The organism is Klebsiella sp. K-3 (assembly GCF_051207495.1).
GTDB lineage: Bacteria > Pseudomonadota > Gammaproteobacteria > Enterobacterales > Enterobacteriaceae > Klebsiella > Klebsiella aerogenes.
Genome location: NZ_JBPNXF010000017.1, coordinates 54,780 through 78,367, shown reverse-complemented (window position 1 = coordinate 78,367; position 23,588 = coordinate 54,780). Strand labels below are relative to the sequence as shown.

At 55.2% G+C, this 23,588-nt stretch carries 20 protein-coding genes and 1 riboswitch; of the genes, 9 read left to right on the top strand and 11 right to left on the bottom strand.

Features of this window, described 5'->3' with window-relative positions:
• Nucleotides 1-169: 169 nt before the first annotated feature.
• Both metH and ACSEMK_RS22485 read left to right on the top strand, forming a co-directional pair.
• Nucleotides 170-3,853, top strand: coding sequence for a methionine synthase (gene metH / locus ACSEMK_RS22490; RefSeq protein WP_213317897.1), 3,684 nt, complete (start codon nucleotides 170-172; stop codon nucleotides 3,851-3,853).
• A gap of 294 nt (nucleotides 3,854-4,147) precedes the next feature.
• On the top strand, nucleotides 4,148-5,779 hold the full coding sequence (locus tag ACSEMK_RS22485; protein WP_015368796.1) for a Na/Pi cotransporter family protein: 1,632 nt from the start codon (nucleotides 4,148-4,150) through the stop codon (nucleotides 5,777-5,779).
• 69 nt (nucleotides 5,780-5,848) lie between these two features.
• On the opposite strand, the gene pepE is transcribed toward ACSEMK_RS22485, so the two are convergent.
• Complete coding sequence (gene pepE, locus ACSEMK_RS22480) at nucleotides 5,849-6,538, bottom strand: dipeptidase PepE (protein WP_271032798.1); 690 nt, start codon at nucleotides 6,536-6,538, stop codon at nucleotides 5,849-5,851.
• 146 nt (nucleotides 6,539-6,684) lie between these two features.
• On the opposite strand from pepE, the gene ACSEMK_RS22475 reads away from it, so the two are divergent.
• Entirely contained in the window at nucleotides 6,685-6,930 is a 246-nt protein-coding gene (locus ACSEMK_RS22475; protein WP_020079884.1) for a YmjA family protein, read from the top strand.
• A 61-nt stretch (nucleotides 6,931-6,991) separates the two neighbouring features.
• A complete protein-coding gene (rluF, locus tag ACSEMK_RS22470) occupies nucleotides 6,992-7,867 on the top strand; it encodes a 23S rRNA pseudouridine(2604) synthase RluF (RefSeq protein ID WP_213317898.1) in 876 nt (291 codons plus the stop codon).
• Here rluF and ACSEMK_RS22465 read toward each other — a convergent pair.
• From ACSEMK_RS22465 to rtcR, 3 genes are all read right to left on the bottom strand, one after another.
• Nucleotides 7,864-8,136, bottom strand: coding sequence for a DUF3811 domain-containing protein (locus tag ACSEMK_RS22465; protein ID WP_045379134.1), 273 nt, complete (start codon nucleotides 8,134-8,136; stop codon nucleotides 7,864-7,866). The genes rluF and ACSEMK_RS22465 overlap by 4 nt on opposite strands.
• A 126-nt stretch (nucleotides 8,137-8,262) precedes the next feature.
• Nucleotides 8,263-9,192, bottom strand: a complete 930-nt coding sequence (gene panS / locus ACSEMK_RS22460; RefSeq protein ID WP_015368789.1) for a ketopantoate/pantoate/pantothenate transporter PanS — start codon at nucleotides 9,190-9,192, stop codon at nucleotides 8,263-8,265.
• Nucleotides 9,193-9,317: 125 nt separating this feature from the next.
• Entirely contained in the window at nucleotides 9,318-10,889 is a 1,572-nt protein-coding gene (rtcR, locus tag ACSEMK_RS22455) for an RNA repair transcriptional activator RtcR (protein ID WP_213317899.1), read from the bottom strand.
• A gap of 418 nt (nucleotides 10,890-11,307) precedes the next feature.
• Between rtcR and ACSEMK_RS22450 the strand changes: the two genes are divergently transcribed.
• Genes ACSEMK_RS22450 through ACSEMK_RS22440 form a run of 3 tightly spaced genes read left to right on the top strand, consistent with a single transcriptional unit; the run spans nucleotide 11,308 to nucleotide 14,461 of the window.
• Nucleotides 11,308-12,450: a slipin family protein gene (locus tag ACSEMK_RS22450; RefSeq protein ID WP_213317900.1), complete on the top strand. Its 1,143-nt coding sequence runs from the start codon at nucleotides 11,308-11,310 to the stop codon at nucleotides 12,448-12,450.
• Nucleotides 12,440-13,666, top strand: a complete 1,227-nt coding sequence (locus ACSEMK_RS22445; protein ID WP_213317901.1) for an RtcB family protein — start codon at nucleotides 12,440-12,442, stop codon at nucleotides 13,664-13,666. The genes ACSEMK_RS22450 and ACSEMK_RS22445 overlap by 11 nt, the downstream gene beginning before the upstream one ends.
• Nucleotides 13,667-13,672: 6 nt before the next feature.
• Nucleotides 13,673-14,461, top strand: a complete 789-nt coding sequence (locus ACSEMK_RS22440; RefSeq protein WP_213317902.1) for a nucleotidyltransferase domain-containing protein — start codon at nucleotides 13,673-13,675, stop codon at nucleotides 14,459-14,461.
• Between the two features lie 57 nt (nucleotides 14,462-14,518).
• Here the strand turns inward: ACSEMK_RS22440 and lysC are convergent, their stop codons facing one another.
• Entirely contained in the window at nucleotides 14,519-15,868 is a 1,350-nt protein-coding gene (gene lysC / locus ACSEMK_RS22435; protein ID WP_087858850.1) for a lysine-sensitive aspartokinase 3, read from the bottom strand.
• A 183-nt stretch (nucleotides 15,869-16,051) separates the two neighbouring features.
• Nucleotides 16,052-16,285, bottom strand: a riboswitch (Lysine riboswitch).
• A gap of 340 nt (nucleotides 16,286-16,625) precedes the next feature.
• On the opposite strand from lysC, the gene pgi reads away from it, so the two are divergent.
• A complete protein-coding gene (pgi, locus tag ACSEMK_RS22430; RefSeq protein WP_020079879.1) occupies nucleotides 16,626-18,275 on the top strand; it encodes a glucose-6-phosphate isomerase in 1,650 nt (549 codons plus the stop codon).
• A gap of 49 nt (nucleotides 18,276-18,324) precedes the next feature.
• On the opposite strand, the gene ACSEMK_RS22425 is transcribed toward pgi, so the two are convergent.
• The 5 genes from ACSEMK_RS22425 to ACSEMK_RS22405 all read right to left on the bottom strand — a co-directional run bounded on the left by ACSEMK_RS22425 (nucleotide 18,325) and on the right by ACSEMK_RS22405 (nucleotide 21,728).
• Nucleotides 18,325-18,804 (bottom strand): acyltransferase, encoded by a 480-nt coding sequence (locus ACSEMK_RS22425; RefSeq protein ID WP_087858849.1) that lies wholly within the window; start codon nucleotides 18,802-18,804, stop codon nucleotides 18,325-18,327.
• A gap of 108 nt (nucleotides 18,805-18,912) precedes the next feature.
• On the bottom strand, nucleotides 18,913-19,293 hold the full coding sequence (locus ACSEMK_RS22420) for a Rid family detoxifying hydrolase (RefSeq protein WP_430915471.1): 381 nt from the start codon (nucleotides 19,291-19,293) through the stop codon (nucleotides 18,913-18,915).
• 20 nt (nucleotides 19,294-19,313) lie between these two features.
• The gene (locus ACSEMK_RS22415) at nucleotides 19,314-19,634 is read right to left on the bottom strand and encodes an AzlD domain-containing protein (protein ID WP_015368778.1); all 321 of its coding nucleotides are present in this window, start codon (nucleotides 19,632-19,634) and stop codon (nucleotides 19,314-19,316) included.
• The gene (locus ACSEMK_RS22410) at nucleotides 19,627-20,367 is read right to left on the bottom strand and encodes an AzlC family ABC transporter permease (protein ID WP_430915472.1); all 741 of its coding nucleotides are present in this window, start codon (nucleotides 20,365-20,367) and stop codon (nucleotides 19,627-19,629) included. The genes ACSEMK_RS22415 and ACSEMK_RS22410 overlap by 8 nt, the downstream gene beginning before the upstream one ends.
• Nucleotides 20,368-20,450: 83 nt before the next feature.
• Nucleotides 20,451-21,728, bottom strand: a complete 1,278-nt coding sequence (locus ACSEMK_RS22405; RefSeq protein WP_430915473.1) for a serine dehydratase subunit alpha family protein — start codon at nucleotides 21,726-21,728, stop codon at nucleotides 20,451-20,453.
• A gap of 364 nt (nucleotides 21,729-22,092) precedes the next feature.
• On the opposite strand from ACSEMK_RS22405, the gene psiE reads away from it, so the two are divergent.
• The gene (gene psiE / locus ACSEMK_RS22400) at nucleotides 22,093-22,503 is read left to right on the top strand and encodes a phosphate-starvation-inducible protein PsiE (protein WP_015368775.1); all 411 of its coding nucleotides are present in this window, start codon (nucleotides 22,093-22,095) and stop codon (nucleotides 22,501-22,503) included.
• A 193-nt stretch (nucleotides 22,504-22,696) separates the two neighbouring features.
• On the opposite strand, the gene malG is transcribed toward psiE, so the two are convergent.
• Nucleotides 22,697-23,587: a maltose ABC transporter permease MalG gene (gene malG / locus ACSEMK_RS22395; protein WP_015368774.1), complete on the bottom strand. Its 891-nt coding sequence runs from the start codon at nucleotides 23,585-23,587 to the stop codon at nucleotides 22,697-22,699.
• Nucleotide 23,588 lies beyond the last annotated feature (1 nt).

Below are 23,588 nucleotides of genomic sequence, written 5' to 3'. Positions count from 1 at the left end.
GAAATGATTTTCGTTTTATTTGGCGATAATGCAATCACAACCGGACTGATCGGAGGAGTGAAGTTGAACTTGTCTCATGTTGCTGCAGGTTTCCTTTTCCGGCAGGTTGGTTTATGCCAGTATGGTTTGTTGGCTTTTTGGTCTGAGTTGAGCGCTGTCGGGAGTCTGTGTGAGTAACAAAGTAGAACAATTACATCAGCAGTTAAGAGAACGCATTCTGGTTCTGGACGGGGGCATGGGCACCATGATCCAGGGCTATCGTCTGAGTGAGCAGGATTTCCGCGGCGAACGCTTTGCCGATTGGCCGTGCGACCTGAAAGGCAATAACGACCTGCTGGTGCTCAGCAAGCCTGAGGTCATCCGCGAGATCCACGACGCCTATTTCGCCGCCGGCGCGGACATTATCGAGACCAACACCTTCAACTCGACAACCATCGCGATGGCGGATTACCAGATGGAATCCCTGTCGGCAGAAATCAACTTTGCCGCCGCGAAGTTGGCTCGCGCCAGCGCCGATGCATGGACCGCGCGTACGCCGGAAAAACCGCGCTATGTGGCGGGGGTGCTCGGGCCGACCAACCGCACCGCTTCTATTTCTCCGGACGTCAACGATCCGGCATTTCGGAATATTACGTTCGATCAGCTGGTGGCCGCCTATCGTGAATCCACCAAAGCGCTGGTGGAAGGCGGCTCGGATCTCATTCTGATTGAAACGGTCTTTGACACCCTGAACGCCAAAGCGGCGATTTTCGCGGTCAAAGAAGAATTTGAGGCGCTTGGCGTCGAGCTGCCGATTATGATTTCCGGCACTATCACCGATGCCTCCGGACGTACACTGTCCGGGCAGACGACCGAAGCGTTCTATAATTCGCTGCGCCACGCCGATGCCCTGACCTTCGGCCTGAACTGCGCGCTGGGGCCAGATGAGCTGCGCCAGTACGTGCAGGAGCTTTCGCGGATCGCCGAATGCTACGTTACCGCGCACCCGAACGCCGGCCTGCCGAACGCCTTCGGCGAATATGATTTGGATGCCGACACCATGGCGGCGCAAATTCGCGAATGGGCGCAGGCAGGTTTCCTTAATATTGTCGGCGGCTGTTGCGGCACCACCCCGGAACATATCGCCGCCATGAGCCGGGCGGTAGAGGGCTTGCCGCCGCGCCAGCTGCCTGAACTCCCGGTTGCCTGCCGTCTGTCGGGCCTGGAGCCGCTGAACATCGGCGACGATAGTCTGTTCGTCAACGTGGGCGAGCGGACCAACGTTACCGGCTCCGCTAAATTTAAGCGCTTAATCAAAGAAGAGAAATACAGCGAAGCGCTGGACGTGGCGCGTCAGCAGGTGGAAAGCGGCGCGCAGATTATCGATATCAACATGGATGAGGGGATGCTCGATGCCGAAGCGGCGATGGTGCGTTTCCTCAACCTGATAGCGGGTGAACCGGATATTGCCCGCGTGCCGATTATGATCGACTCCTCCAAGTGGGAAGTCATCGAAAAAGGGCTCAAGTGTATTCAGGGCAAGGGCATCGTTAACTCGATCTCGATGAAAGAGGGCGTCGAACTCTTTATTCATCACGCTAAGCTGGTTCGCCGCTACGGCGCGGCAATGGTGGTCATGGCCTTTGATGAAGTGGGCCAGGCCGATACCCGCGAGCGCAAAATCGAAATTTGCCGTCGCGCCTACAAAATCCTCACCGAAGAGGTCGGCTTCCCGCCGGAAGATATTATCTTCGACCCCAACATTTTTGCCGTCGCCACCGGTATTGAAGAGCACAATAACTACGCTCAGGACTTTATCGGCGCCTGCGAAGACATTAAACGCGAGCTGCCGCATGCGCTGATTTCCGGCGGCGTCTCCAACGTGTCGTTCTCGTTCCGCGGTAACGATCCGGTACGTGAAGCGATCCACGCCGTCTTCCTCTACTACGCTATCCGCAACGGTATGGACATGGGTATCGTCAATGCTGGCCAACTGGCGATATACGACGATCTGCCTGGCGAGCTGCGCGACGCGGTTGAAGATGTGATTCTTAACCGCCGCGATGACAGCACCGAAAGATTGCTTGAGCTGGCGGAAAAATATCGCGGCAGCAAAGTGGACGACGGCGCTAACGCTCAGCAGGCGGAATGGCGCAGCTGGGACGTGAAAAAACGTCTTGAATACTCGCTGGTCAAAGGGATTACCGAATTTATCGAGCAGGATACGGAAGAGGCGCGCCAGCAGGCCGAACGGCCGATTGAGGTGATTGAAGGGCCGCTGATGGACGGCATGAACGTGGTCGGCGACCTGTTCGGCGAAGGCAAAATGTTCCTGCCGCAGGTGGTAAAATCCGCGCGGGTGATGAAACAGGCGGTGGCCTACCTCGAACCTTACATCGAAGCCAGCAAAGAACAGGGCTCCAGCAACGGTAAGATGGTGATCGCCACCGTGAAAGGCGATGTGCACGATATTGGTAAAAACATCGTCGGTGTAGTGCTGCAGTGCAACAACTACGAAATTATCGATCTCGGCGTGATGGTGCCGGCAGAGAAAATCCTGCGTACCGCGCGCGAAGAAAACGCCGATCTGATTGGCCTCTCCGGGCTTATCACGCCGTCGCTGGACGAAATGGTCAACGTGGCGAAAGAGATGGAGCGTCAGGGCTTCACCATCCCGCTGCTGATTGGCGGGGCGACGACCTCGAAAGCCCATACCGCGGTGAAAATCGAACAGAACTACAGTGGCCCGACGGTCTACGTGCAGAACGCCTCGCGTACCGTAGGGGTGGTCTCAGCCCTGCTGTCGGCAACCCAGCGCGATGATTTTGTCGCCCGTACGCGTAAAGAGTATGAAACGGTGCGTATTCAGCACGGGCGCAAAAAGCCGCGCACGCCGCCTGTGACTCTGCAGGCGGCGCGGGAAAACGATCTGGCGTTTGATTGGGAGAGCTACACTCCGCCGGTAGCCCATCGTCTGGGCGTGCAGGAGGTGGAAGCCAGCATCGAAACGCTGCGTAACTACATCGACTGGACGCCGTTCTTTATGACCTGGTCGCTGGCGGGTAAATATCCGCGTATCCTGGAAGATGAAGTGGTGGGTGAAGAGGCGCAACGCCTGTTTAAAGACGCCAACGATTTGCTGGATAAACTCAGCGCCGAAAAAACGCTCAACCCGCGCGGTGTGGTCGGGTTGTTCCCGGCCAACCGCGTTGGCGACGACGTGGAAATCTATCGTGATGAAACCCGCACCCACGTGCTGACGGTCAGCCATCACCTGCGCCAGCAAACCGAAAAAGTCGGCTTCGCGAACTACTGCCTCGCCGATTTTGTCGCACCGAAGCTGAGCGGTAAAGCGGACTATATCGGGGCTTTCGCGGTGACCGGCGGGCTGGAAGAAGACGCGCTGGCGGAAACCTATGAAGCGCAGCACGACGACTATAACAAGATCATGGTCAAAGCCATCGCCGACCGCCTGGCGGAAGCCTTCGCCGAGTATCTGCATGAGAAGGTGCGTAAGGTTTACTGGGGCTATGCGGCCAATGAGAATCTCAGCAATGAAGAGCTGATCCGCGAAAACTACCAGGGGATCCGCCCGGCGCCCGGTTATCCGGCCTGCCCGGAACACACCGAGAAAGCGACCATCTGGGAACTGTTGGATGTGGAAGCGCGTACCGGCATGAAGCTCACCGAGTCCTTCGCCATGTGGCCTGGCGCATCGGTTTCCGGCTGGTACTTCAGCCATCCGGACAGTAAGTACTTCGCCGTGGCGCAGATCCAGCGCGACCAGGTGGAAGATTACGCCCTGCGTAAAGGGATGACGGCGGCGGAAGTTGAGCGTTGGCTCGCCCCTAACCTCGGTTATGATGCCGACTAACGAAATATGTTTCGTTACAACAAACAGGGCGCTCTTTGAGCGCCTTGAGGTTGATGACAAGCCTCATGCAACCGTTGGACTTACCGATTGCGCCAGATAAAAAACATGGAAAATCAATTTATTGATTTTCGGCTGATAACCACAAAGAAGGAAAAACCACGTTTTTTCCTTCTTTGCCAGCAGTCAGACAGGGCGCTCTTTGAGCGCCTTGTCTCTTTATTGAAGTTAACCCCTTATACTGAAGGGAGGTTTAAACCTCAGGAACACTTATTACGATAAGGAGAAGCTGATTCTGTGTTAACGCTGTTACACCTACTTTCCGCCGTAGCCCTACTGGTGTGGGGGACCCATATTGTGCGCACCGGCGTGATGCGCGTCTTTGGCGCGCGCCTGCGTACCGTGCTCAGCAGCAGCGTGGAGAAAAAACCGCTCGCCTTCTGCGCGGGGATTGGCGTCACCGCGCTGGTGCAGAGCAGTAACGCCACCACCATGCTGGTGACGTCGTTTGTGGCCCAGGATCTGGTCGCGCTGGCGCCAGCGCTGGTCATGGTGCTGGGTGCGGATGTGGGGACGGCGCTGATGGCGAGGGTACTGACCTTCGACCTCTCCTGGCTATCGCCGCTGCTGATATTTATCGGCGTTATTTTCTTCCTCGGGCGTAAACAGACCCGCGCGGGCCAGCTTGGACGGGTGGGTATCGGCCTCGGGCTTATCCTGCTGGCGCTGGAGCTTATCGTCCAGGCGGTGCATCCGATTACCCAGGCCAACGGCGTTCAGGTGATTTTCGCCTCGCTGACCGGCGATATCATGCTGGATGCGCTGATTGGCGCCGTGTTCGCCATTATCAGTTACTCCAGCCTGGCGGCCGTGCTGCTGACCGCAACGTTAACCGGCACCGGGGTGATCTCTTTCCCGGTGGCGCTATGTCTGGTTATCGGCGCTAACCTTGGCTCAGGCCTGCTGGCGATGCTTAACAACAGCGGCGCCAATGCGGCGGCGCGGCGGGTGGCGCTTGGCAGCCTGCTGTTCAAGCTGGTGGGGAGCTTGATAATTTTGCCATTTGTGCACGTACTGGCGGATGTCATGCACAAATTGCCGCTGGAAGAGTCGGAGCTGGTCATCTACTTCCACGTCTTCTACAACCTGATTCGCTGCGTGGCGATGGTGCCATTCGCCGGGCCGATGGCGAACCTGTGTAAACGCCTGATCCGCGATGAGCCGGAGCTGGATAACCATCTCAAGCCGAAGCATCTGGATCCCTCGGCGCTGGATACGCCGGCGCTGGCGTTGGCCAATGCCGCCCGTGAGACCCTGCGTATCGGCGACGCCATGGAGCAGATGCTGGAAAGCCTGCGCAAGGTGATGCACGGCGAGCCGCGTGAAGAGAAAGAGCTGCGACGGATGGCGGACGATATCAACGTTCTGTATACGGCGATTAAGCTTTATCTGGCGCGGATGCCGAAGGACGAGCTGGCGGAAGAGGAGTCTCGCCGCTGGGCGGAAATTATCGAGATGTCGCTCAACCTGGAGCAGGCGTCTGACATCGTCGAGCGAATGGGCAGCGAAATCGCCGATAAATCTCTGGCGGCGCGGCGCGCATTTTCCGTCGAGGGGCTAAAAGAGTTGGATGCGTTATACGAGCTACTGCTCAGTAACCTGCAGCTGGCAATGTCGGTCTTCTTTTCCGGCGACGTGCCGAGCGCCCGTCGGTTGCGCCGCAGTAAGCACCGTTTTCGTATTCTTAACCGCCGTTACTCGCACGCGCACGTTGACCGCCTGCATCAGCAAAACGTGCAGAGTATCGAAACCAGTACGTTGCATCTGGCGCTGTTGGGCGATATGAAGCGTCTGAACTCGCTGTTCTGCGCTGTTGCCTATAGCGTGATGGAGCAGCCGGATGAAGACGACGAGCGGGATGATTATTAGCTGAATGTACGCAGGGTAACCCGGATAAGGCGCAACGCGCCGCTATCCGGGTAATGTTCGCCAACCAGCCTAGAAACGGTGGCCCGCAGCCAGGATTACCGCTTCTTCTCCTGCTTTGAACAACAGCGTCGGGTTCGGGCCGCCGAGCGTGGCGTGTCCGTCGCTGACCTGAATCCAGTTCCCCTCCGGCAGGCCAATCACCGTTAATTCCGGCGCCACGACCAGCAATTCGCGAATACGTTGCTCACGGGTCTCACCCTGATGCCCGGTCGGCAGCGCGTTGGTGAAGTGTGGATTAATCTGCAGCGGGAACAGCCCTAACGCGTCAAACCCCTGAGGATCGACAATTGGCATATCATTGGTGGTGCGAATGGTCGGGCAGGCGAGGTTAGAACCCGCGCTCCAGCCGATATACAACGCCCCGCGTTTGACGACATCGACAATCGGCGCCAGCAGCCCGCGGCTGCGACACTCTTTCAGAAGCTGGAAGGTGTTTCCGCCGCCGACGATGACCATCTCGGTACTTTCAATGGCGGCGATAGGGTCGGCGACGCTGTGGATACCGGTTACGCTGACGCCCATCGGCGCCATGACTGCGGCGGCTTTGGCGGTGTAATCATCCCAGCTTTGCGTCACCCCGGCGAAGGGAATAAATACCGCCGAACGGCGGCCTTTGACCTGGCCGGCAATCAGCGGCAGCGCATGTTCCATCCAGGCTTTGCCCGGCAGCGTAGAGTTACTCAGTAACAGCAGTTCCATCTTTTCATCCTGTGTAAGCATGTCATTTGACGCCGATTCTATCATTGGCCCGGCGTCGGGGCGCTGATATGGCTCACGGTGCAGGCAAGCTGAATGTTATTATCGGGGCCGAAAAACGCAGATGCTAACTCCCCCGGAGACGACCTATGAACAATGAAATACCGCTGAAATATTATGACATCGTGGATGAGTACTCGACGGAGTGCGCAGAAGCGGTAAAAGAGTCCGAGCGCGATTGTCTGGCGCATTACTTTCAACTGCTGATTACGCGCTTAATGAATAACGAGGAGATCAGCGAGGAAGCGCAGCAGGAGATGGCCCGTGAAGCAGGCATTGCCGAACAGCGTATCGACGATATCGCCAATTTCCTCAATCAATGGGGTAATGAATAACGCCATCCCTGTTTTTTATCGCCAGTAAGGTGAGGTATATTTCGCTGTCAAAGGAGAAACTATGCTGACCGACTCATCTACTCGATTAAACAAATACATCAGCGAAAGCGGGATTTGCTCGCGCCGCGAAGCAGACCGCTTTATTGAACAAGGCAACGTCTTTATCAACGGCAAGCGCGCCGCCATTGGCGATCAGGTGAAGCCTGGCGATGTGGTGAAAGTGAACGGTCAGCTGATTGAGCCGCGAGAAGCCGATGATTTGGTGCTGATTGCGCTGAATAAGCCGGTAGGTATTGTCAGCACTACCGAAGATGGCGAGCGCGATAATATCGTCGACTTCGTGAACCACAGTAAACGCGTGTTCCCGATTGGCCGTCTCGATAAAGATTCCCAGGGGTTAATTTTCCTGACCAACCACGGCGATCTGGTGAACAAAATCCTGCGCGCTGGCAACGACCACGAAAAAGAGTATCTGGTTACCGTCGATAAACCGGTTACCGATGAATTCATTCGGGGCATGGGAGCGGGCGTACCGATTCTCGGTACCGTGACCAAGAAATGTAAGGTCAAGAAAGAAGCGCCGTTCGTGTTCCGCATTACGCTGGTTCAGGGGTTAAACCGTCAGATCCGCCGCATGTGTGAGCATTTCGGCTATGAAGTCACGAAGCTGGAGCGGACGCGCATTATGAACGTTAGCCTGACGGGCATTCCGCTGGGTGAGTGGCGCGATTTAACCGATGATGAGCTGATCGACCTGTTCAAGCTGATTGAAAACTCCTCTTCCGAAGCGAAGCCAAAAGCTAAACCGAAGGCCAAAGCGGCGACCGCCGGGATCAAGCGCCCGGTGGTGAAGATGGAAAAAACCAACGATAAAGGCCGCCCGGCCTCGAACGGTAAACGTTTCGCTCAGCCGGGACGTAAAAAGAAAGGCCGCTAACGCCTGCCGCGGGTCGGCGTATTCGCCGACCACGAAAATGTCGCTTCTTTGTCTACTTTGTAAGCCTGCTGTTTTTTCGCCTGGCGGGCTTTCTTCGCTTCCGCTTCGCGCTGCGCCATCAGCTTATCGATATATTCCTTTTTTACGCTGTTCGTTTCCGCATTGCTCAGCGGGCGGCCGTGCGCGATACGCGCGCGGTCCAGCAGCGTTTTCAATTCGCGCTGTTCGCGCTCGGTCATCTCTTTTTGTGTAATGCGGGGGAGTGCCATGGTGGTGCCCTCAATCAGACCAGAGAGTCCAGTGTACGGCAATAGGTGAATTACCGATAGCTTACCCTTGCGAGAATGCAAGGGGAGGGAAGACACGTCCGGGCATATGGCCCGGACGTATACCGATTAGCGCTGGTTGCCTTTTTTGGTTGTCGGCTTACCGGACCAGTAACCCGCCAGCAGCGAGCCGGAAAGGTTATGCCATACCGAGAACAGCGCGCCGGGCAGGGCGGCCAGCGGGCCGAAGTAAATTTTCCCGAGGGCCGCGGCGAGGCCAGAGTTCTGCATACCCACTTCGATAGCCAGAGTGCGGCAGGTGGATTCATCAAAACCGAACAGGCGCCCGCCCCAGTAGCCGCCGAGCAGGCCGATGGCGTTATGCAGAATGACCGCCACGATGACTACCAGGCCAACCGAGGCGATATGCGATGCCGAACCGGCGACCACGGCGCTGATAATCGCCAGAATGCACAGCATGGAGAAGGCGGGAAGGAACGGCTCCACCGCCTTCACCACTTTTGGCAACAGGTGATGAACAATCAGACCGAGGCCGATTGGGATCACCACGATTTGCAGGATGCTTAGCAGCATACCCATCACATCGACCTGAATGTGCGCATCAACGTACAGGCGCGTCAGAAGCGGCGTGGCGACCACGCCAACTAGCGTAGAAACGGAAGAGATAGTTACCGACAGCGCGACATCACCTTTCGCCAGATAGATCATGACGTTGGAAGCGGTTCCGCTGGCGACGCTGCCGACCAGCACCATCCCGGCGGAGAGCTCTGGCGGCATGTGGAACAGCAGCGCCAGTACCCAGGCGGCGAGCGGCATCACCAGGTAATGCAGAAAAATTCCCGCTGCGACCGGCGCCGGTCGTGACAGCACGCGCTTAAAATCGTCCAGCTTCAAATGGACGCCCATGCCGAACATAATCAGCATCAGCAGCGTGGTGACCCACGGGCCGATAGGGGTAAAAGTGGTTGGCGTGTAATAAGCCAATACGGAGAGCAGCAGCGCCCATAACGGGAACAGCCGCGTAAGCGTGGCGAGCATAGTGTATTCCTTGCGACAGTGTTTGTTGTGTTGGTGTTGTTATAAAAAAGCCGGGTTCGAGCCCGGCTATAGGTATTGTTTATCGCGCCAAGGAATAATATTCAAACAAATTATGCTCATGATGATTAGCCCAGGCTTTCCCAACTGAGACCAAAGCGGGCGAGGTACTTGCGTAACCGGTCGGCATCATTCGGATTGGCCTTTTTCAGCCGGGAGACCGCAAACAACTCACGACCGGCTTCAGATAGCGAAGCGCTGCGGCGGCAAACCTCCAGCACCGTTTCCAACTGACGGCGATCGAACAGATCGATCTCGTCGATGACGGCGGGAAGAGGATCGTTGATCTGCCAGCTTTCGCTCAGTCGCGAAATTTCCTCATCGACCACATCCAGCGTAATTCGGCCCTGTTCGGCGAGGGTCGCCATGCGGGTCACCGAGGCGCCAAGCTCGCGAAAATTTCCGCGCCACTGGGCCCGCGGCGAACTGGCGAAAGCCAAATAGCGCACGCGCGCGTCTTTATCAAAACGTATTTGCTGCTGTCTGGCGCTGGAGAAACGTTGCAATTCGTACTCAATATTGGGCGCAATATCTTCTCTACGCTGCGCCAGACCGGGTAGCGCAAAGCTCCACATGTTGATACGCGCGTATAAATCCTCACGAAAGCGGCCATCGGCGACCCACTGGCGCATGTCGCGGTGGGTACCAGCAATCAGTTGAAAATCACTGTGCACTTCTTTGTCGGAGCCAAACGGGAAAAAGCTTTTTTCTTCAATCGCTTTTAGCAACATCGCCTGTTCATCGAGGCCCAGTTCGGCAATTTCATCGAGAAACAACACGCCGCCATCGGCCTCGCGTAGCAGGCCGCTACGCGCCGCTTGCGCGCCAGTAAAAGCGCCTTTGACGTGGCCGAATAGCGTCGACATGGCGTTATCGCCACGCAGCGTGGCGCAGTTAATGGCGACAAACTTACCCGCCACCAGGTGGCGTGACTGGCGTAGCTGGAAAATGCGTTTCGCGAGAAAGGATTTGCCCGCGCCGGTAGGCCCGGTGAGTAGAATCGGATCGGTTGAACGCAGAGAAACCCGCTCAATGCGATCGATAAGCTTATTGAAGGTGGCGTTGCGGGTTTCAATCCCGTCCTTAAGAAATGAAACGGACTGCTGTTGTTCACGCTGAAAACGGCTGGTTAGAGTGGCATAGCGGCTTAAATCCAGATCGATAACCGAGGCGGTACCGGCCGCGATTTGCTCGTCGGTGGCGCCTTTTGGCGCCGGCCCGGTCTGCAGCAAACTGGCGGGCAGATAGCGCGCCTCGGTCAACAGGAACCAGCAGATCTGCGCCACGTGCGTTCCGGTGGTGATATGCACCAGATACTCTTCATTGTCGGTATCGAACGGATAGCGGGTCGCAAAATCAAGAAAGGCGGCATACACCTCTTCGAAATCCCAGGGATTGGCGATGGCTACAGCATGCGGATGTACTTCGGTTTGTGGCGAGACCAACGCCACATCTTCGGCGAGCTGCTGCGCCATGCCGATGTCACGAGGCTGATGCAGTAGTTCCAGCCGATCAATGGGCATTTCAGCTTGTTGGCACAACCCAACCGTTGGCCGCCATTTGCGAAAACGGTTGGCGCGCTTGCCACGTTTATCGAGCACCGTCCCCAGTACGCCAATAACCACCCGACGTTTTCTCATGATTTATCCCACAAGATAAAATTAGATACTTAAGGATAAAAACATATCTTGCCGTAGGCAATCTGAATAGATGCTTAATAAATAAAAGTCATTAATTTTCATTTGGTTAAAAAATTATTTTGTTGTTTTACGTTTTTGGCACGCTTCTGGCAATAACTCTATTGTCAACGCGCTGAAATGCAGGGGGTTAAACCCCGCCGGCGCTGTAGAAACGGCGCAGTCCGTTTTTCTGCCGCGTTCCGTCAGCAACTGACACCCATTGTTATGAGCAAAAAATCAAAATAATAAATCGGGGAACTGCGAGTTTGGCGGTCCCCAAAACAGGTTGCCGATAATAACGCCGGGCGCCAGGCAAAAGGGAGTTCCCCTGCCGCTTCGCCTTTGCATCCGCGCCTGCTCCATTTTTAAGGAACGAATAATGGCTAAGAAAATAACGATACGAAAAGGTCAATTAGGTCTGCTGGCGAAAGCGGGCGACTACTATCAGGTACTGGAAGCCGGCGAGCATCGCTTACCGTGGTTTTCCACGCCGGAAGTGCTGATTGTCACCACCGACGGCAGCGAAGTACCGCAGGCGTTGGCCGACTATATGCGCCGCTTCCAGCCTGAATGGATCGGCCGTTACTGTCTGGCGGCTGATATGGCGGAAGAGGAAGCCGGCGCGCTGTATATCGATGGCGTACTGCAGGAGATCATCCCGCCAGCGACGCGCCGCCTGTACTGGCAATATGATAATGCGCTGAAGCTGGTACGCATGGATACCCGCGCGGTGCTGGTACCCGCCGAGGTGATGAACGCGGTACTGCAACCTCGGCGCAGCGGCGCGGTAAAAGGGCGTGAGTCGATACTGACGGTACAGGTTCCTGCCTGGCATGTTGGGGTGTTGAAAATTGACGGCGAGCTGCAGAACGCTCTACCACCCGGTTTGACTGCCTACTGGAAGATTAACCATCTGGTGGAAGCCGAAGTGGTGGATACTCGTCTGCAGGTGCTGGAGGTCAGCGGTCAGGAGATCCTGACCAAAGACAAAGTTAATTTACGTCTGAATCTGGCGGCGAACTGGCGTTATCAAGACGTGCTGACGGCATTTTGCCAGTTAACTAAACCGCTGGATCATCTGTATCGTGAACTGCAGTTCGCGCTGCGCGAAGCGGTCGGTACACGTACGCTGGATGAGCTTTTAGAAAATAAACAGATGATTGATGAAGTGGTGAGCGCGCAGGTGAAAGAGCGTATGGCGCCATTCGGCATCGAGATTGCCTCGTTGGGAGTAAAAGATATCGTCCTGCCAGGCGACATGAAGGCCATTTTGTCGCAGTTGGTGGAAGCGGAGAAATCGGCCCAGGCCAACGTTATCCGCCGCCGGGAAGAGACGGCGGCAACCCGTTCTTTATTGAACACCGCCAAAGTAATGGAAAACAATCCGGTCGCCCTGCGCTTAAAAGAGCTTGAAACGCTCGAACGCGTCGCGGAGCGAATCGATAAAATTTCCGTATTTGGCGGGCTGGACCAGGTATTACATGGACTTATCAACATTAATGGAGTGAACCATGGCGCATAACGATTATCACCTGCTGACGGCGGAAAATAGCGCGCCGATCAAAATGTGGACCCGCGGCGTGCCGGTAGAGCCGGAAGCGCGCGTCCAGTTGCTGAATACGGCAAAAATGCCGTTTGTCTTTAAACATCTGGCGGTGATGCCGGACGTGCATCTCGGGAAAGGCTCGACCATTGGCAGCGTGATCCCGACAAAAGGGGCAATCATTCCGGCGGCCGTCGGCGTGGATATTGGCTGCGGTATGATTGCGGTGCGTACTTCGCTTATTGCCAGCGATCTGCCGGATAACCTGGGTGGGTTGCGCAGCGCGATTGAGCAGGCGGTACCGCACGGGAGAACTAACACGCGCTCCCGCCGTGATAAAGGCGCCTGGGAGACGCCGCCGCAGGAAGTCGATCAGCAGTGGTCGTTACTGGCACCGCGCTTTAAGCGCCTGACGGACAAATATCCGCAGTTGTTGAAAACCAATAATCATCAGCATCTCGGGACATTGGGTACCGGCAATCACTTTATTGAAGTGTGCCTGGATGAACAGCAGCGGGTATGGGTGATGCTGCATAGCGGTTCGCGCGGCGTCGGCAATGCTATCGGCAACCTGTTTATTACCCTGGCGCAGAACGATATGCAGCAGCATATTGCTAACCTGCCGGACAGAAATCTGGCCTACTTTCAGGAAGGTAGCCCTCACTACGAGGATTACATCGAGGCGGTGGAATGGGCGCAGGATTTCGCCAGGCATAATCGCGAGGTAATGATGGCGCGGGTACTGGCGGCGCTATCGGCCATTGTGACGAAACCGTTTATGACCCAGCAGGAGGCCGTCAATTGCCACCATAACTATGTGCAGAAAGAGCGGCACTTTGGCGAAGAGGTTCTGGTCACGCGTAAAGGCGCGGTATCGGCACAGAAGGGGCAGATGGGCATCATTCCCGGCTCAATGGGGGCAAAGAGCTTCATTGTGCGCGGATTGGGTAATGAAGAGAGTTTCTGCTCATGTAGCCACGGCGCAGGACGCGTGATGAGCCGAACGGCGGCGAAAAAGCAGTTCACCGTCGCAGACCAGATCCGCACCACCGCCCATGTCGAATGCCGAAAAGATAGTGAGGTGATCGACGAAATTCCGCTGGCTTATAAAGACATTGAGGCGGTGATGGCCGCGCAATCGTCGCTGGTGGAGGTGGTACATACCCTGCGTCAGGTCGTCTGTGTCAAAGGATAAAAAATAATGAGTGAAAATAGCGTCGATGCCGCGATGCGCCAGCGCGTGCGGCGGCAGTTAGCCGACATAGAACAACGCTACCAGGTCAGAGTGCTGTATGCCTGCGAATCGGGTAGCCGTGGCTGGGGTTTTGCCTCGCCGGATAGCGATTATGATGTTCGCTTTTTATATGTTCATCAACCCGAATGGTATTTACGTGTGGAAGCGCAGCGCGATGTTATCGAACTGCCGATTGATAATGAGCTGGATGTCTGCGGCTGGGAGTGGCGCAAAGCGCTGGGGCTATTGAAAGCGGCGAACCCTACGCTTATAGAGTGGCTGGATTCACCGGTGGTGTATCAGCAGGATGCGTCGACAGTGGCGGCGTTAAAAGCGCTAGTGCCGCAGTGGTTTTCACCGCTGCGCGCTCGTTGGCACTACTATTCAATGGCGCGGAAGAACTTTCGCGGTTACCTGCAAGGTGAGCAGGTACGGTTGAAAAAATACTTCTATGTACTGCGCCCGCTGTTGGCAGTGCGCTGGGTTGAAGCCGGTAAAGGCGTGCCGCCGATGCGTTTTAGCGAGCTACTGGCGGGCAGTGAACTGGAACCCGCCCTGCGTAATGAAATTGATGAGCTGCTGGTTCGCAAACAACGTGCCGGCGAAGCTGAGTACGGCATGCGACGCCCGCTTTTGCATGCCTTTATTCAACATGAGCTGGCGTGCGGCGAGATAGCGCCGGAGCTGCCGGATAGCCGAACGGGGCGCGTTGAGCAACTCGATCGCTTGCTGATGAACACGGTACTGGCGCCATAAAAAAGGCCCGGCTTCTGACGAAACCGGGCCTTTTGATAACGGGCTTTCCCGTCGCGATTATTCAAACAAATTATGATGCAGCTTCTGCACCACTTTCTCCGCGTCGTCGCCAGGCACCAGGAAGCACAGGTTGTGGCTGGATGCGCCGTAACAGATCATGCGGATATTGAACGGTTCCAGTACGCCAAACACCTCTTTACCGACGCCGCAGGCTTTCGATAGCTCGTTGCCGATCAGGGCGACCAGCGCCAGATTTTCTTCCACTTCGACGCGGCACAGTGAAGAGAGCTCGGTCAGCAGCGCCTGGGTGAGCAGAGTGTCGCCAGCGGAGGTTGAACCGGTGGTGTCCATGGTCAGCGCAATACTCACTTCCGAGGTGGTGATCAGATCGACGGAAATATTATGCCGCGCCAGAATACCGAACACTTCTGCAAGGAAGCCGCGGGAGTGCAGCATATGCAGGCTGTGCAGGGTCAGCAGCGTTTGACGACGACGCAGCGCCAGCGCGCGGAACAGCGGTGGATTTTCGGTTTTATGACAGACCATCGTGCCGCCGGCTTTAGGTTCTTTGCTGGAGCCGACGAATACCGGGATATCGCTACGTACGGCCGGCAGCAGGGTGGCCGGATGCAATACCTTGGCCCCGAACGTGGCCATCTCCGCGGCTTCAGCGAAAGCGATCACATCGATGCGCTTCGCCGCTGGCGCGACGCGCGGATCGGTTGTGTAGATCCCAGGGACATCGGTCCAGATATCCACACGGCTGGCGTTTAAGGCTTCGCCGAGCAGCGCGGCGGTGTAGTCGCTGCCGCCGCGGCCAAGGGTGGTGGTGCGGCCTTTGGCTTCACTGCCGATAAAGCCCTGGGTAATCACCAGGCCTTCTTCCAGCCGTGGCGTTAGTTGTTGCTGCGTCAGTTCCGCCAGCGCGGCGATATCTGGTTCGGCGCGGCCGAAACGATCGTTGGTGCGCATCACTTTACGTACGTCGAACCACTGCGCCGCAATACCACGCTCGCGTAGGATCTCAACGAACAGTAAGGTGGACATCAGTTCGCCGTGGCTCACCAGTTCATCGGTCAAGGCTTCCGAGCTGGCCAGCGAGGCGGCTTCCGCCAGGGTAGTAATGTTTTCCAGCAGACGCTCGATCTCTTCGCGAATAACGTTGGGATAACGTAAACGCTCCAGAATATTGAACTGGATTTGGCGCATTTCATCGAGCTTAGCGAAACGTTCGGTGGGTTCCAGCCCTGCCGCTAAAGCAACTAAGATATTGGTAACGCCAGCCGATGCGGATAACACCACTACGCGGGTATTCGCATCCAGCAGCGCGACGTCGACGCTACGATTCATCGCGTCGAAATCGGCCACGCTGGTGCCGCCGAACTTAGCAACAACTAAATCTGTCATAACAACCTCGTGTCAGGGGGCCTGACTTATTAAAACGATTCCTGAACAACCGCTCCTGGTTCGGGCTGGAAATAACCGGAGCGCTACAAAATGTCTTAATAAGCCAGGCCAAATTAACTCAGCCATGGCACAAGGGAAGAGCGAAAAGTAGGGTGGGCGCAGAGCGATAAACAAACTACGATGTCACCCAGAAGTGCTCCACCTTGTAGACCCGTTCGCCGATGACGCGCATCGGTTCGCGAGTATGAAACGCCCGACTGCGAACGCTTCTGGTGACAACCCAGGGGATTCAGCCCCTGTGGCCGGCGACAGACTTAACCAGATGCCTGTGCGCCTCGGCGTTGCTCCCCCTCACGTATTTTCCCCGGACTGGTTCCTCCAATACGGTTACCTGGGCAACGCACCTCTTCTGGCAATTACTGACGTCTTTCACTATGCCTGGGGAGAGACTGGTCATTATACCCCCCAACGATACTCTTCGCTGTAGCGTGAAATGCGCGAGCAATACATACCTACGGTTCCGTAGGCAGTTCAGCTATATAAAGGCTTCCGGACGGGTATGTCAACGACAGGGTTATGCGGATTTTTCATGCATCGGCGGATAACAGAAAAAAGCCTAATGATCGCTATAATATGGGAGCTCTTTACCCTATTTCTGACCCCCGTCAACGGCATAACACAAAAATCATCACAATTTTCCGCCGCTGAGGCTACAATCGACCGAAGTCACATTTTTCAAATCAGAAGAGTATTGCTAATGAAAAATATCAACCCAACGCAGACAGCTGCATGGCAGGCATTACAGAAACACTTCGATGAAATGAAAGACGTCACTATCAGCGAGCTTTTCGCCAAAGATAGCGATCGTTTCTCTAAATTCTCCGCTACTTTTGACGATCTGATGCTGGTGGACTTCTCCAAGAACCGCATCACTGAAGAGACGCTGTCTAAGCTGCAGGATCTGGCGAAAGAGACCGATCTGGCCGGCGCTATCAAGTCGATGTTCTCCGGCGAAAAAATTAACCGTACCGAAGACCGCGCGGTACTGCACGTCGCGCTGCGCAACCGCAGCAATACGCCGATTGTGGTTGATGGCAAAGATGTCATGCCGGAAGTCAACGCGGTGCTGGAGAAGATGAAAGCCTTCTCAGAAGCGATTATCTCCGGTAGCTGGAAAGGCTACACCGGTAAACCGATCACCGACGTGGTGAACATCGGTATCGGCGGTTCAGACCTCGGCCCGTTCATGGTGACCGAAGCGCTGCGCCCGTATAAAAACCATCTCAACATGCACTTCGTTTCTAACGTTGACGGCACTCATATCGCCGAAGTGCTGAAAGCGGTGAATCCGGAAACCACGCTGTTCCTGGTGGCTTCTAAAACCTTCACCACTCAAGAAACCATGACCAACGCCCACAGCGCGCGTGACTGGTTCCTGGCGACCGCGGGCGACGAGAAACACGTGGCGAAACACTTCGCGGCGCTCTCCACCAACGGTAAAGCGGTTGGCGAGTTCGGTATCGATACGGCTAACATGTTTGAGTTCTGGGACTGGGTTGGCGGTCGTTACTCCCTGTGGTCCGCCATCGGTCTGTCTATCATTCTGTCCGTCGGCTTCGACAACTTCGTTCAGCTGCTGTCCGGCGCCCACGCCATGGACAAACACTTCTCCACCACCCCGGCTGAGAAAAACCTGCCGGTACTGCTGGCGCTGATTGGCATCTGGTACAACAATTTCTTCGGCGCCGAAACCGAAGCGATTCTGCCGTACGATCAGTACATGCACCGCTTTGCCGCTTACTTCCAGCAGGGCAACATGGAATCCAACGGTAAGTACGTTGACCGTAACGGCAACGTTGTGGATTACCAGACTGGCCCAATCATCTGGGGCGAGCCGGGGACTAACGGCCAGCACGCGTTCTATCAGCTGATCCACCAGGGCACCAAAATGGTACCGTGCGATTTCATCGCCCCGGCTATCACCCATAACCCGCTGTCTGACCACCATCAGAAACTGCTGTCTAACTTCTTCGCCCAGACCGAAGCGCTGGCCTTTGGTAAATCCCGCGAAGTGGTTGAGCAGGAATATCGCGATCAGGGTAAAGACCCGGCTCAGCTTGAGCACGTGGTGCCGTTCAAAGTGTTCGAAGGCAACCGTCCGACCAACTCCATCCTGCTGCGTGAGATCACCCCGTTCAGCCTGGGCGCATTGATTGCGCTGTATGAGCACAAAATCTTCACCCAGGGCGCGATCCTCAACATCTTCACCTTCGATCAGTGGGGCGTTGAGCTGGGTAAACAGCTGGCTAACCGCATCCTGCCGGAACTGAAAGATGGCGCAGACGTTAGCAGCCACGACAGCTCTACCAACGGTCTGATTAACCGCTATAAAGCCTGGCGCGCATAAGCGCTGCGCAATTAAGCCTGAATGCCGACCCTCGGGTCGGCATTTTTATTTATAGCCGCCGCAGCAGCCTCGCCGGGTTGCCCGCCCAAACGCCTTTCTCAGTGATGGATTTTGTCACCACGCTACCGGCGCCGATGACCACGCCATCGCAGATACTCACCGCCAGAATGGTGGCGCCGCTGCCGATAGACACGTCATTGCCGATTTCAATGCGCCCCCAACTGTCGCGGTCGGCATTCGGTTTGCCATCGCGGAACATGTCGTTGGCGAACATCACGCCGTGGCCGATAAAACAACGTTGGCCGATGGTGACGTACTCGCAGATAAAACTGTGGGACTGGATTTTGCTGTCCGCGCCGATGCGCGTGTGCCCTTGAATCTCGACGAACGGCCCGACGAAGACGTTATCGCCGAGCTGGCAATCATAGAGGTTGGCGGGCTGGTATATGACCACGTTTTCGCCGCAGATGACGTTGCGAACGCCGGTATCGCGAAGCGTAAAAGGGGGAATATTTGGCTCATTCGACATGCTGCATTCCTCGTTCGGATCTCATCGTATAGTGCCTGCAAAATGAGCAATGAGGAACGGCGAAAAACGGTGGGGAAGGAGGCTGGAGGTTTCCCCCCAGCCGGGTGATTAACGAGCGAAGGCGATGGCTTCGATTTCGACGCCGGCGTCTTTCGGCAGCCTTGAGACCTCCACGCAGGAACGCGCCGGGAAGGCGGCCTGATGCTTGGTAAAGAAGGCCTCATAAGCGGCGTTGATGGCGGCAAAATCCTGCAGGTCTTTGACAAACACCGTGGTTTTAACAATCTGCCCCACCGAGAGTCCGGCAGCTTCAACGATGGCTTTCACATTTTCCAGCGATTGCCGCGCCTGTTCGGCGATATCGCTGGGCATGGTGCCGTCCAGCGGATTAATCGGTAGCTGACCGGAGGTGATGGTCATCGCGCCGAGATTGACGCCCTGCACGTACGGGCCGATAGCGGCAGGCGCGTCAGCGGTGGTAATAATCATACGGTTTATCCTTCAAACGGTTACATAAAATAATTCAACAGCACCAGCGAGCCAACGCCGCTCACTACCACCCATACCAGGCCTAAACGGAAACTGGCGAGCGTGCAGATAATGGCGGCAATCACCTTCGGATTCTTTAAGTCAAACTCCATGCTGGAATTCACGCTCAGGATCTGAATGGTGATAATGGCCGGCAGGACGGTGACCGGGACGAAGCGCAGCGTTTTCGTCACCCGTTCGGACATCTGGATTTTTCCGGCCAGGCCGATAAACGAAAATCGGATCAGGAAGGTCACGGCGGCCATACCCAAAGTCAGGGCGATAAAGTAGCTATTATTCATGTTCCAGCGCCTCCACGAGCGGCATCCCGGATTCGGCAATCGCTGCCTGTTTACGTTCTTCAGTCAGGTCGACGCACAGCCCGGCGAGCACGCCAAGTACTGAGGCGACGACAATACCCAGGGAGTAGGGCAGGATGACCAACAGCACGCCGGAGACGGCGGCCACCACGGCGGCGACGGTACAGGCCTGGCTTTTTATTTGCGGCACCACGATGGCGATAAAGGCGGCGACCATGGCGAAATCCAGACCATACTTTTCAATATTCGGGAAGGAAGCGCCGACCAGCGCGCCGAGGAAATCGGCCAGTACCCAAATCGCCCAGAAGGTGATCATCGCCGAGCCATAAAACAGATATTTATCCTGCTTATTGCCCTCCATCTCTTTGACGGTGGTGGCGTACACTTCGTCGGTCAGCGCGTAGGACATAAAGCATTTTTTAAAGAAGGATGCTTCACGGACGGTACCGGAAATAGAGGCACTGTACAGTACATGACGTAGGTTAATTATTAATGTGGTGAATATAATAACCCCGAGCGTAGCGCCGGTTTTAAGCATATTTAATGCCAGCATTTGCGCCGAACCGGCAATAACAATCGCCGACCACGCCGTGCTCTGCCAGACGCTCATGCCTGCGCTGACGCTTAATGCGCCGACAATAAATGAAAATGGAAAGTCGCCGATGCACAGCGGCATAATGGCGCTGGCGCCACGGAAGATGACTTTTTTATTCATCTGCTATACCTGCTAATTTATAAATAATAATGTGGGTAGGGTAGGTTAATCAGGGCCTGAATATTCAGGCCCGTTAAATATTATTATTTAGCGACCATAATGCTAATAATTTCTTTATCGGTGAGGGTCATTGGTTTAATCACCAGGCGGCACAGGTTATTAATAGTCTGCTCGACATCGGCGCAGACAATACCATCATTGGCGCCAGCGCAGCTATTTTGCATCGCCATCAGTACCGCCTTAAACGCGCTGGATACCACGGACGAGACTTTCATCGCACAGCTATTAGAGGCGCCATCACAAATCATGCCGGTAATATCGCTGACCATATTAATAATCGCGGTATTAATGGTGTTGATATCGCGGGTAAACAGCCAGGCCATCCCGGCAGCTGCGCCCATGGCGGCGGTTGAGGCCGCGCATAGCGCAGATAAGCGCGTATAACGAGAATGAATTGAGATGGCGGTGAGATGAGATAGAGACAAAGCGCGCGCCAGGGTCTCTTCATCGACGCCGAGATGCTCTGCAACCACCACTACCGGCATGGTTGCCGTAATGCCCTGATTGCCCGAACCGAAGTTAGACATTGCGACTACCGGCGCGCCGCCCATGCGGGCATCTGAAGCGGCGACGGTGTTGATGATCACCTTGCTTAACAGATCGTTGCTCATCAGGCCGTTTTTCACGGCGTCAGAAAAGGTACCGTTAATGTTCAGGCCATATTTTTTGGTTTTGCCTTCTGCCGCCAGCGCGGAGTTTAAGCGCGCGGCTTCAAGAATAAAGCGAATATCATTAAAGTCGGCGCTATTAATAAATTCGTAAGCCTGCTGTAGCGAAAAAGTGGGCAGCGTTTCGTGCCGGGCGCGCGCATTCTGTTTTTCGCTTAGTGGCTGCGGCTGGCCATTAATATAAAGCTCGACCACGTTGGTGTGGGTTCCTTTCACCACGACGCGGCAGGTATTCTCGTGATCTGAGAGAATTAGATCCAGATGAATAAAGTCCGGGGTCTCTTCGACGGCAATATCAACGGCATGATTGGCGATCAGTTTCTGCGCCATTTCGACGTGTAGCGGGGTGATATCTTCCAGCGTTTTTAATCCCTTTTGCGGGTTGCCGCCAAATGCGCCAATTGCGGCGGCCAGCGCTACACCGCAAACGGTGGTGCCGGGAATAGTGACACCCATCGCGTTTTTATAGAGATTGGCGGAAATAAAACCGCTAATGTTAGTACAAGGGTTTTCTAAATATTGTGCGGCGTAGGCGGCAGCGAAGGAAATAGCGACAGGTTCAGTACAACCTAAAGCCGGGGCAACTTCTTGTTTGAGCCATTTTACGTACAGGGAAGCGTTATCGGAGTTCATAATGATTTAATGTCCAAAATTAAATTTTATTCAACTGCGATAATGCTAAGACAAAGGATGAGAAAAATCTTACCCTAATAGCCATATAAATAATGCGGATTAGAGAAAAATTTTATCTTGTGGCAGATTTTAAGATATAACTGTTTCAAATGGTAAATGTTTTAAATTTCAGTTGGTTATTTGGTTGTGTCCTAAGCGTAACGGATGATTTGGTTAACTTGCTCACAGCGTTGCGGGAAGTAAAATTTTCTCTTAGTTGCATTTACCGCGTTGAAGGACCGATGCTGCTCGCAAAGCGAAGTAGATCTGGATCACACTTTTGCGCTATACAGATCAACAACGTTCATGCATTTGAGGTGTCACTATGCCGTCGGTATATCGTCCGCTGGTTAATTTTGTTGCGAAGGCCATGCAGGCCGTGCTGAACCTGGCGCTGCTGTGTCTGGGAATTATTCTGGTGGTGTTCCTGGGAAAGGAGACCCTGCATCTGGCGCACGTGCTGTTTACGCCGGAGCCGGTGAGTAAGTACAAGCTGGTTGAAGGGCTGGTGGTCTATTTTCTCTACTTCGAGTTTATCGCGCTGATTGTGAAATACTTTGAGTCCGGTTTTCACTTCCCGCTGCGTTATTTCGTCTATATCGGTATTACCGCGATTGTGCGGCTTATTATCGTCGACCATGAGTCGCCGATGGCGGTGCTGATTTACTCTGCGGCGATCCTTATCCTGGTGATTACCCTGTGGTTGTGTAATTCCAACCGTCTTAAACGGGAATAAAAAAAGCGGCCTCCAGGGCCGCTTGACCGACAATCACAAATGAAATTTATGTAGGGTCCAGTAGAGGATTGCAGTGGCATTTGCCCTACTTTTTCAGGGAGAGGTGGGCTGCCGTACCCGGTTGGGGTCGTGTACCACATCCCACCCTCTCTGAAATTTGGGGCGGTAAAACAAGGGACTAACATGATGAAACTTAACCTTTCACCCCGCCCGCCGTCAGGCCGTTAACCAACCAGCGCTGAGCCAGCAGGAAGACGACGGTAATCGGAATCGCCGACAGTACTGCCGCGGCGGCGAAGTCACCCCACAGGTAGTTCTGCGGATTGAGATACTGCTGCATCCCGACAGCCAGGGTATAGCTGTTTACATCGCGTAGCAGCAACGAGGCCACCGGCACTTCGGTAATCGCGGCGATGAACGACAGAATAAACACGACCGCCAGAATCGGTACCGACAGCGGCAGCAGCACCAGGCGGAAAGCCTGCCATGGAGTGGCGCCATCCAACGCGGCCGCTTCTTCCAGTGAGCCATCGATAGTTTCGAAGTAGCCCTTAATTGTCCAGACGTGCAGCGCGATACCGCCCATATAGGCGAAGATCACCCCGCCGTGAGTGTTGAGGCCGACGAAAGGCAGATATTGACCGAGGCGGTCGAACAACGCATACAGCGCCACCAGCGACAGCACCGCCGGGAACATCTGGAAAATCAGCATCCCTTTGAGCAGCGTCGCTTTACCCGGGAAGCGCATACGGGCGAAAGCGTAAGCGCAGGTGGTGGAGAGGGCGACGATGCCGATCGCAGTAATCCCGGCCACTTTAATTGAGTTCCACAGCCACAGCAGGACCGGGAACGGCGGCGGCGTTACCCGGCCATCGGCGTGTTCGACGCTGAAGCCTAATGCCAGACGCCAGTGCTCCCATGAGATGGTATCCGGGATCAGACTGCCGGTCGCGAAGTTGCCTTCGCGCAGCGAGATAGCGATAACCATCAGCAGCGGAAACATAATCGCGGCGATAAAAATCAGTAGCAGGAGATGCGTGGTAAATAAACGTAGCTTCTGCGATTTGGGTTGGACCATAGCCATT

Excerpts from the sequence above, each read along its gene's own strand:
- pepE (WP_271032798.1), bottom strand. The coding sequence starts at position 6,538 with ATGGAACTGCTGTTACTGAGTAACTCTACGCTGCCGGGCAAAGCCTGG.
- ACSEMK_RS22475 (WP_020079884.1), top strand. The coding sequence starts at position 6,685 with ATGAACAATGAAATACCGCTGAAATATTATGACATCGTGGATGAGTAC.
- rluF (WP_213317898.1), top strand. The coding sequence starts at position 6,992 with ATGCTGACCGACTCATCTACTCGATTAAACAAATACATCAGCGAAAGC.
- ACSEMK_RS22465 (WP_045379134.1), bottom strand. The coding sequence starts at position 8,136 with ATGGCACTCCCCCGCATTACACAAAAAGAGATGACCGAGCGCGAACAG.
- panS (WP_015368789.1), bottom strand. The coding sequence starts at position 9,192 with ATGCTCGCCACGCTTACGCGGCTGTTCCCGTTATGGGCGCTGCTGCTC.
- rtcR (WP_213317899.1), bottom strand. The coding sequence starts at position 10,889 with ATGAGAAAACGTCGGGTGGTTATTGGCGTACTGGGGACGGTGCTCGAT.
- ACSEMK_RS22450 (WP_213317900.1), top strand. The coding sequence starts at position 11,308 with ATGGCTAAGAAAATAACGATACGAAAAGGTCAATTAGGTCTGCTGGCG.
- ACSEMK_RS22445 (WP_213317901.1), top strand. The coding sequence starts at position 12,440 with ATGGCGCATAACGATTATCACCTGCTGACGGCGGAAAATAGCGCGCCG.
- ACSEMK_RS22440 (WP_213317902.1), top strand. The coding sequence starts at position 13,673 with ATGAGTGAAAATAGCGTCGATGCCGCGATGCGCCAGCGCGTGCGGCGG.
- lysC (WP_087858850.1), bottom strand. The coding sequence starts at position 15,868 with ATGACAGATTTAGTTGTTGCTAAGTTCGGCGGCACCAGCGTGGCCGAT.
- pgi (WP_020079879.1), top strand. The coding sequence starts at position 16,626 with ATGAAAAATATCAACCCAACGCAGACAGCTGCATGGCAGGCATTACAG.
- ACSEMK_RS22425 (WP_087858849.1), bottom strand. The coding sequence starts at position 18,804 with ATGTCGAATGAGCCAAATATTCCCCCTTTTACGCTTCGCGATACCGGC.
- ACSEMK_RS22420 (WP_430915471.1), bottom strand. The coding sequence starts at position 19,293 with ATGATTATTACCACCGCTGACGCGCCTGCCGCTATCGGCCCGTACGTG.
- ACSEMK_RS22415 (WP_015368778.1), bottom strand. The coding sequence starts at position 19,634 with ATGAATAATAGCTACTTTATCGCCCTGACTTTGGGTATGGCCGCCGTG.
- ACSEMK_RS22410 (WP_430915472.1), bottom strand. The coding sequence starts at position 20,367 with ATGAATAAAAAAGTCATCTTCCGTGGCGCCAGCGCCATTATGCCGCTG.
- ACSEMK_RS22405 (WP_430915473.1), bottom strand. The coding sequence starts at position 21,728 with ATGAACTCCGATAACGCTTCCCTGTACGTAAAATGGCTCAAACAAGAA.
- psiE (WP_015368775.1), top strand. The coding sequence starts at position 22,093 with ATGCCGTCGGTATATCGTCCGCTGGTTAATTTTGTTGCGAAGGCCATG.
- malG (WP_015368774.1), bottom strand. The coding sequence starts at position 23,587 with ATGGCTATGGTCCAACCCAAATCGCAGAAGCTACGTTTATTTACCACG.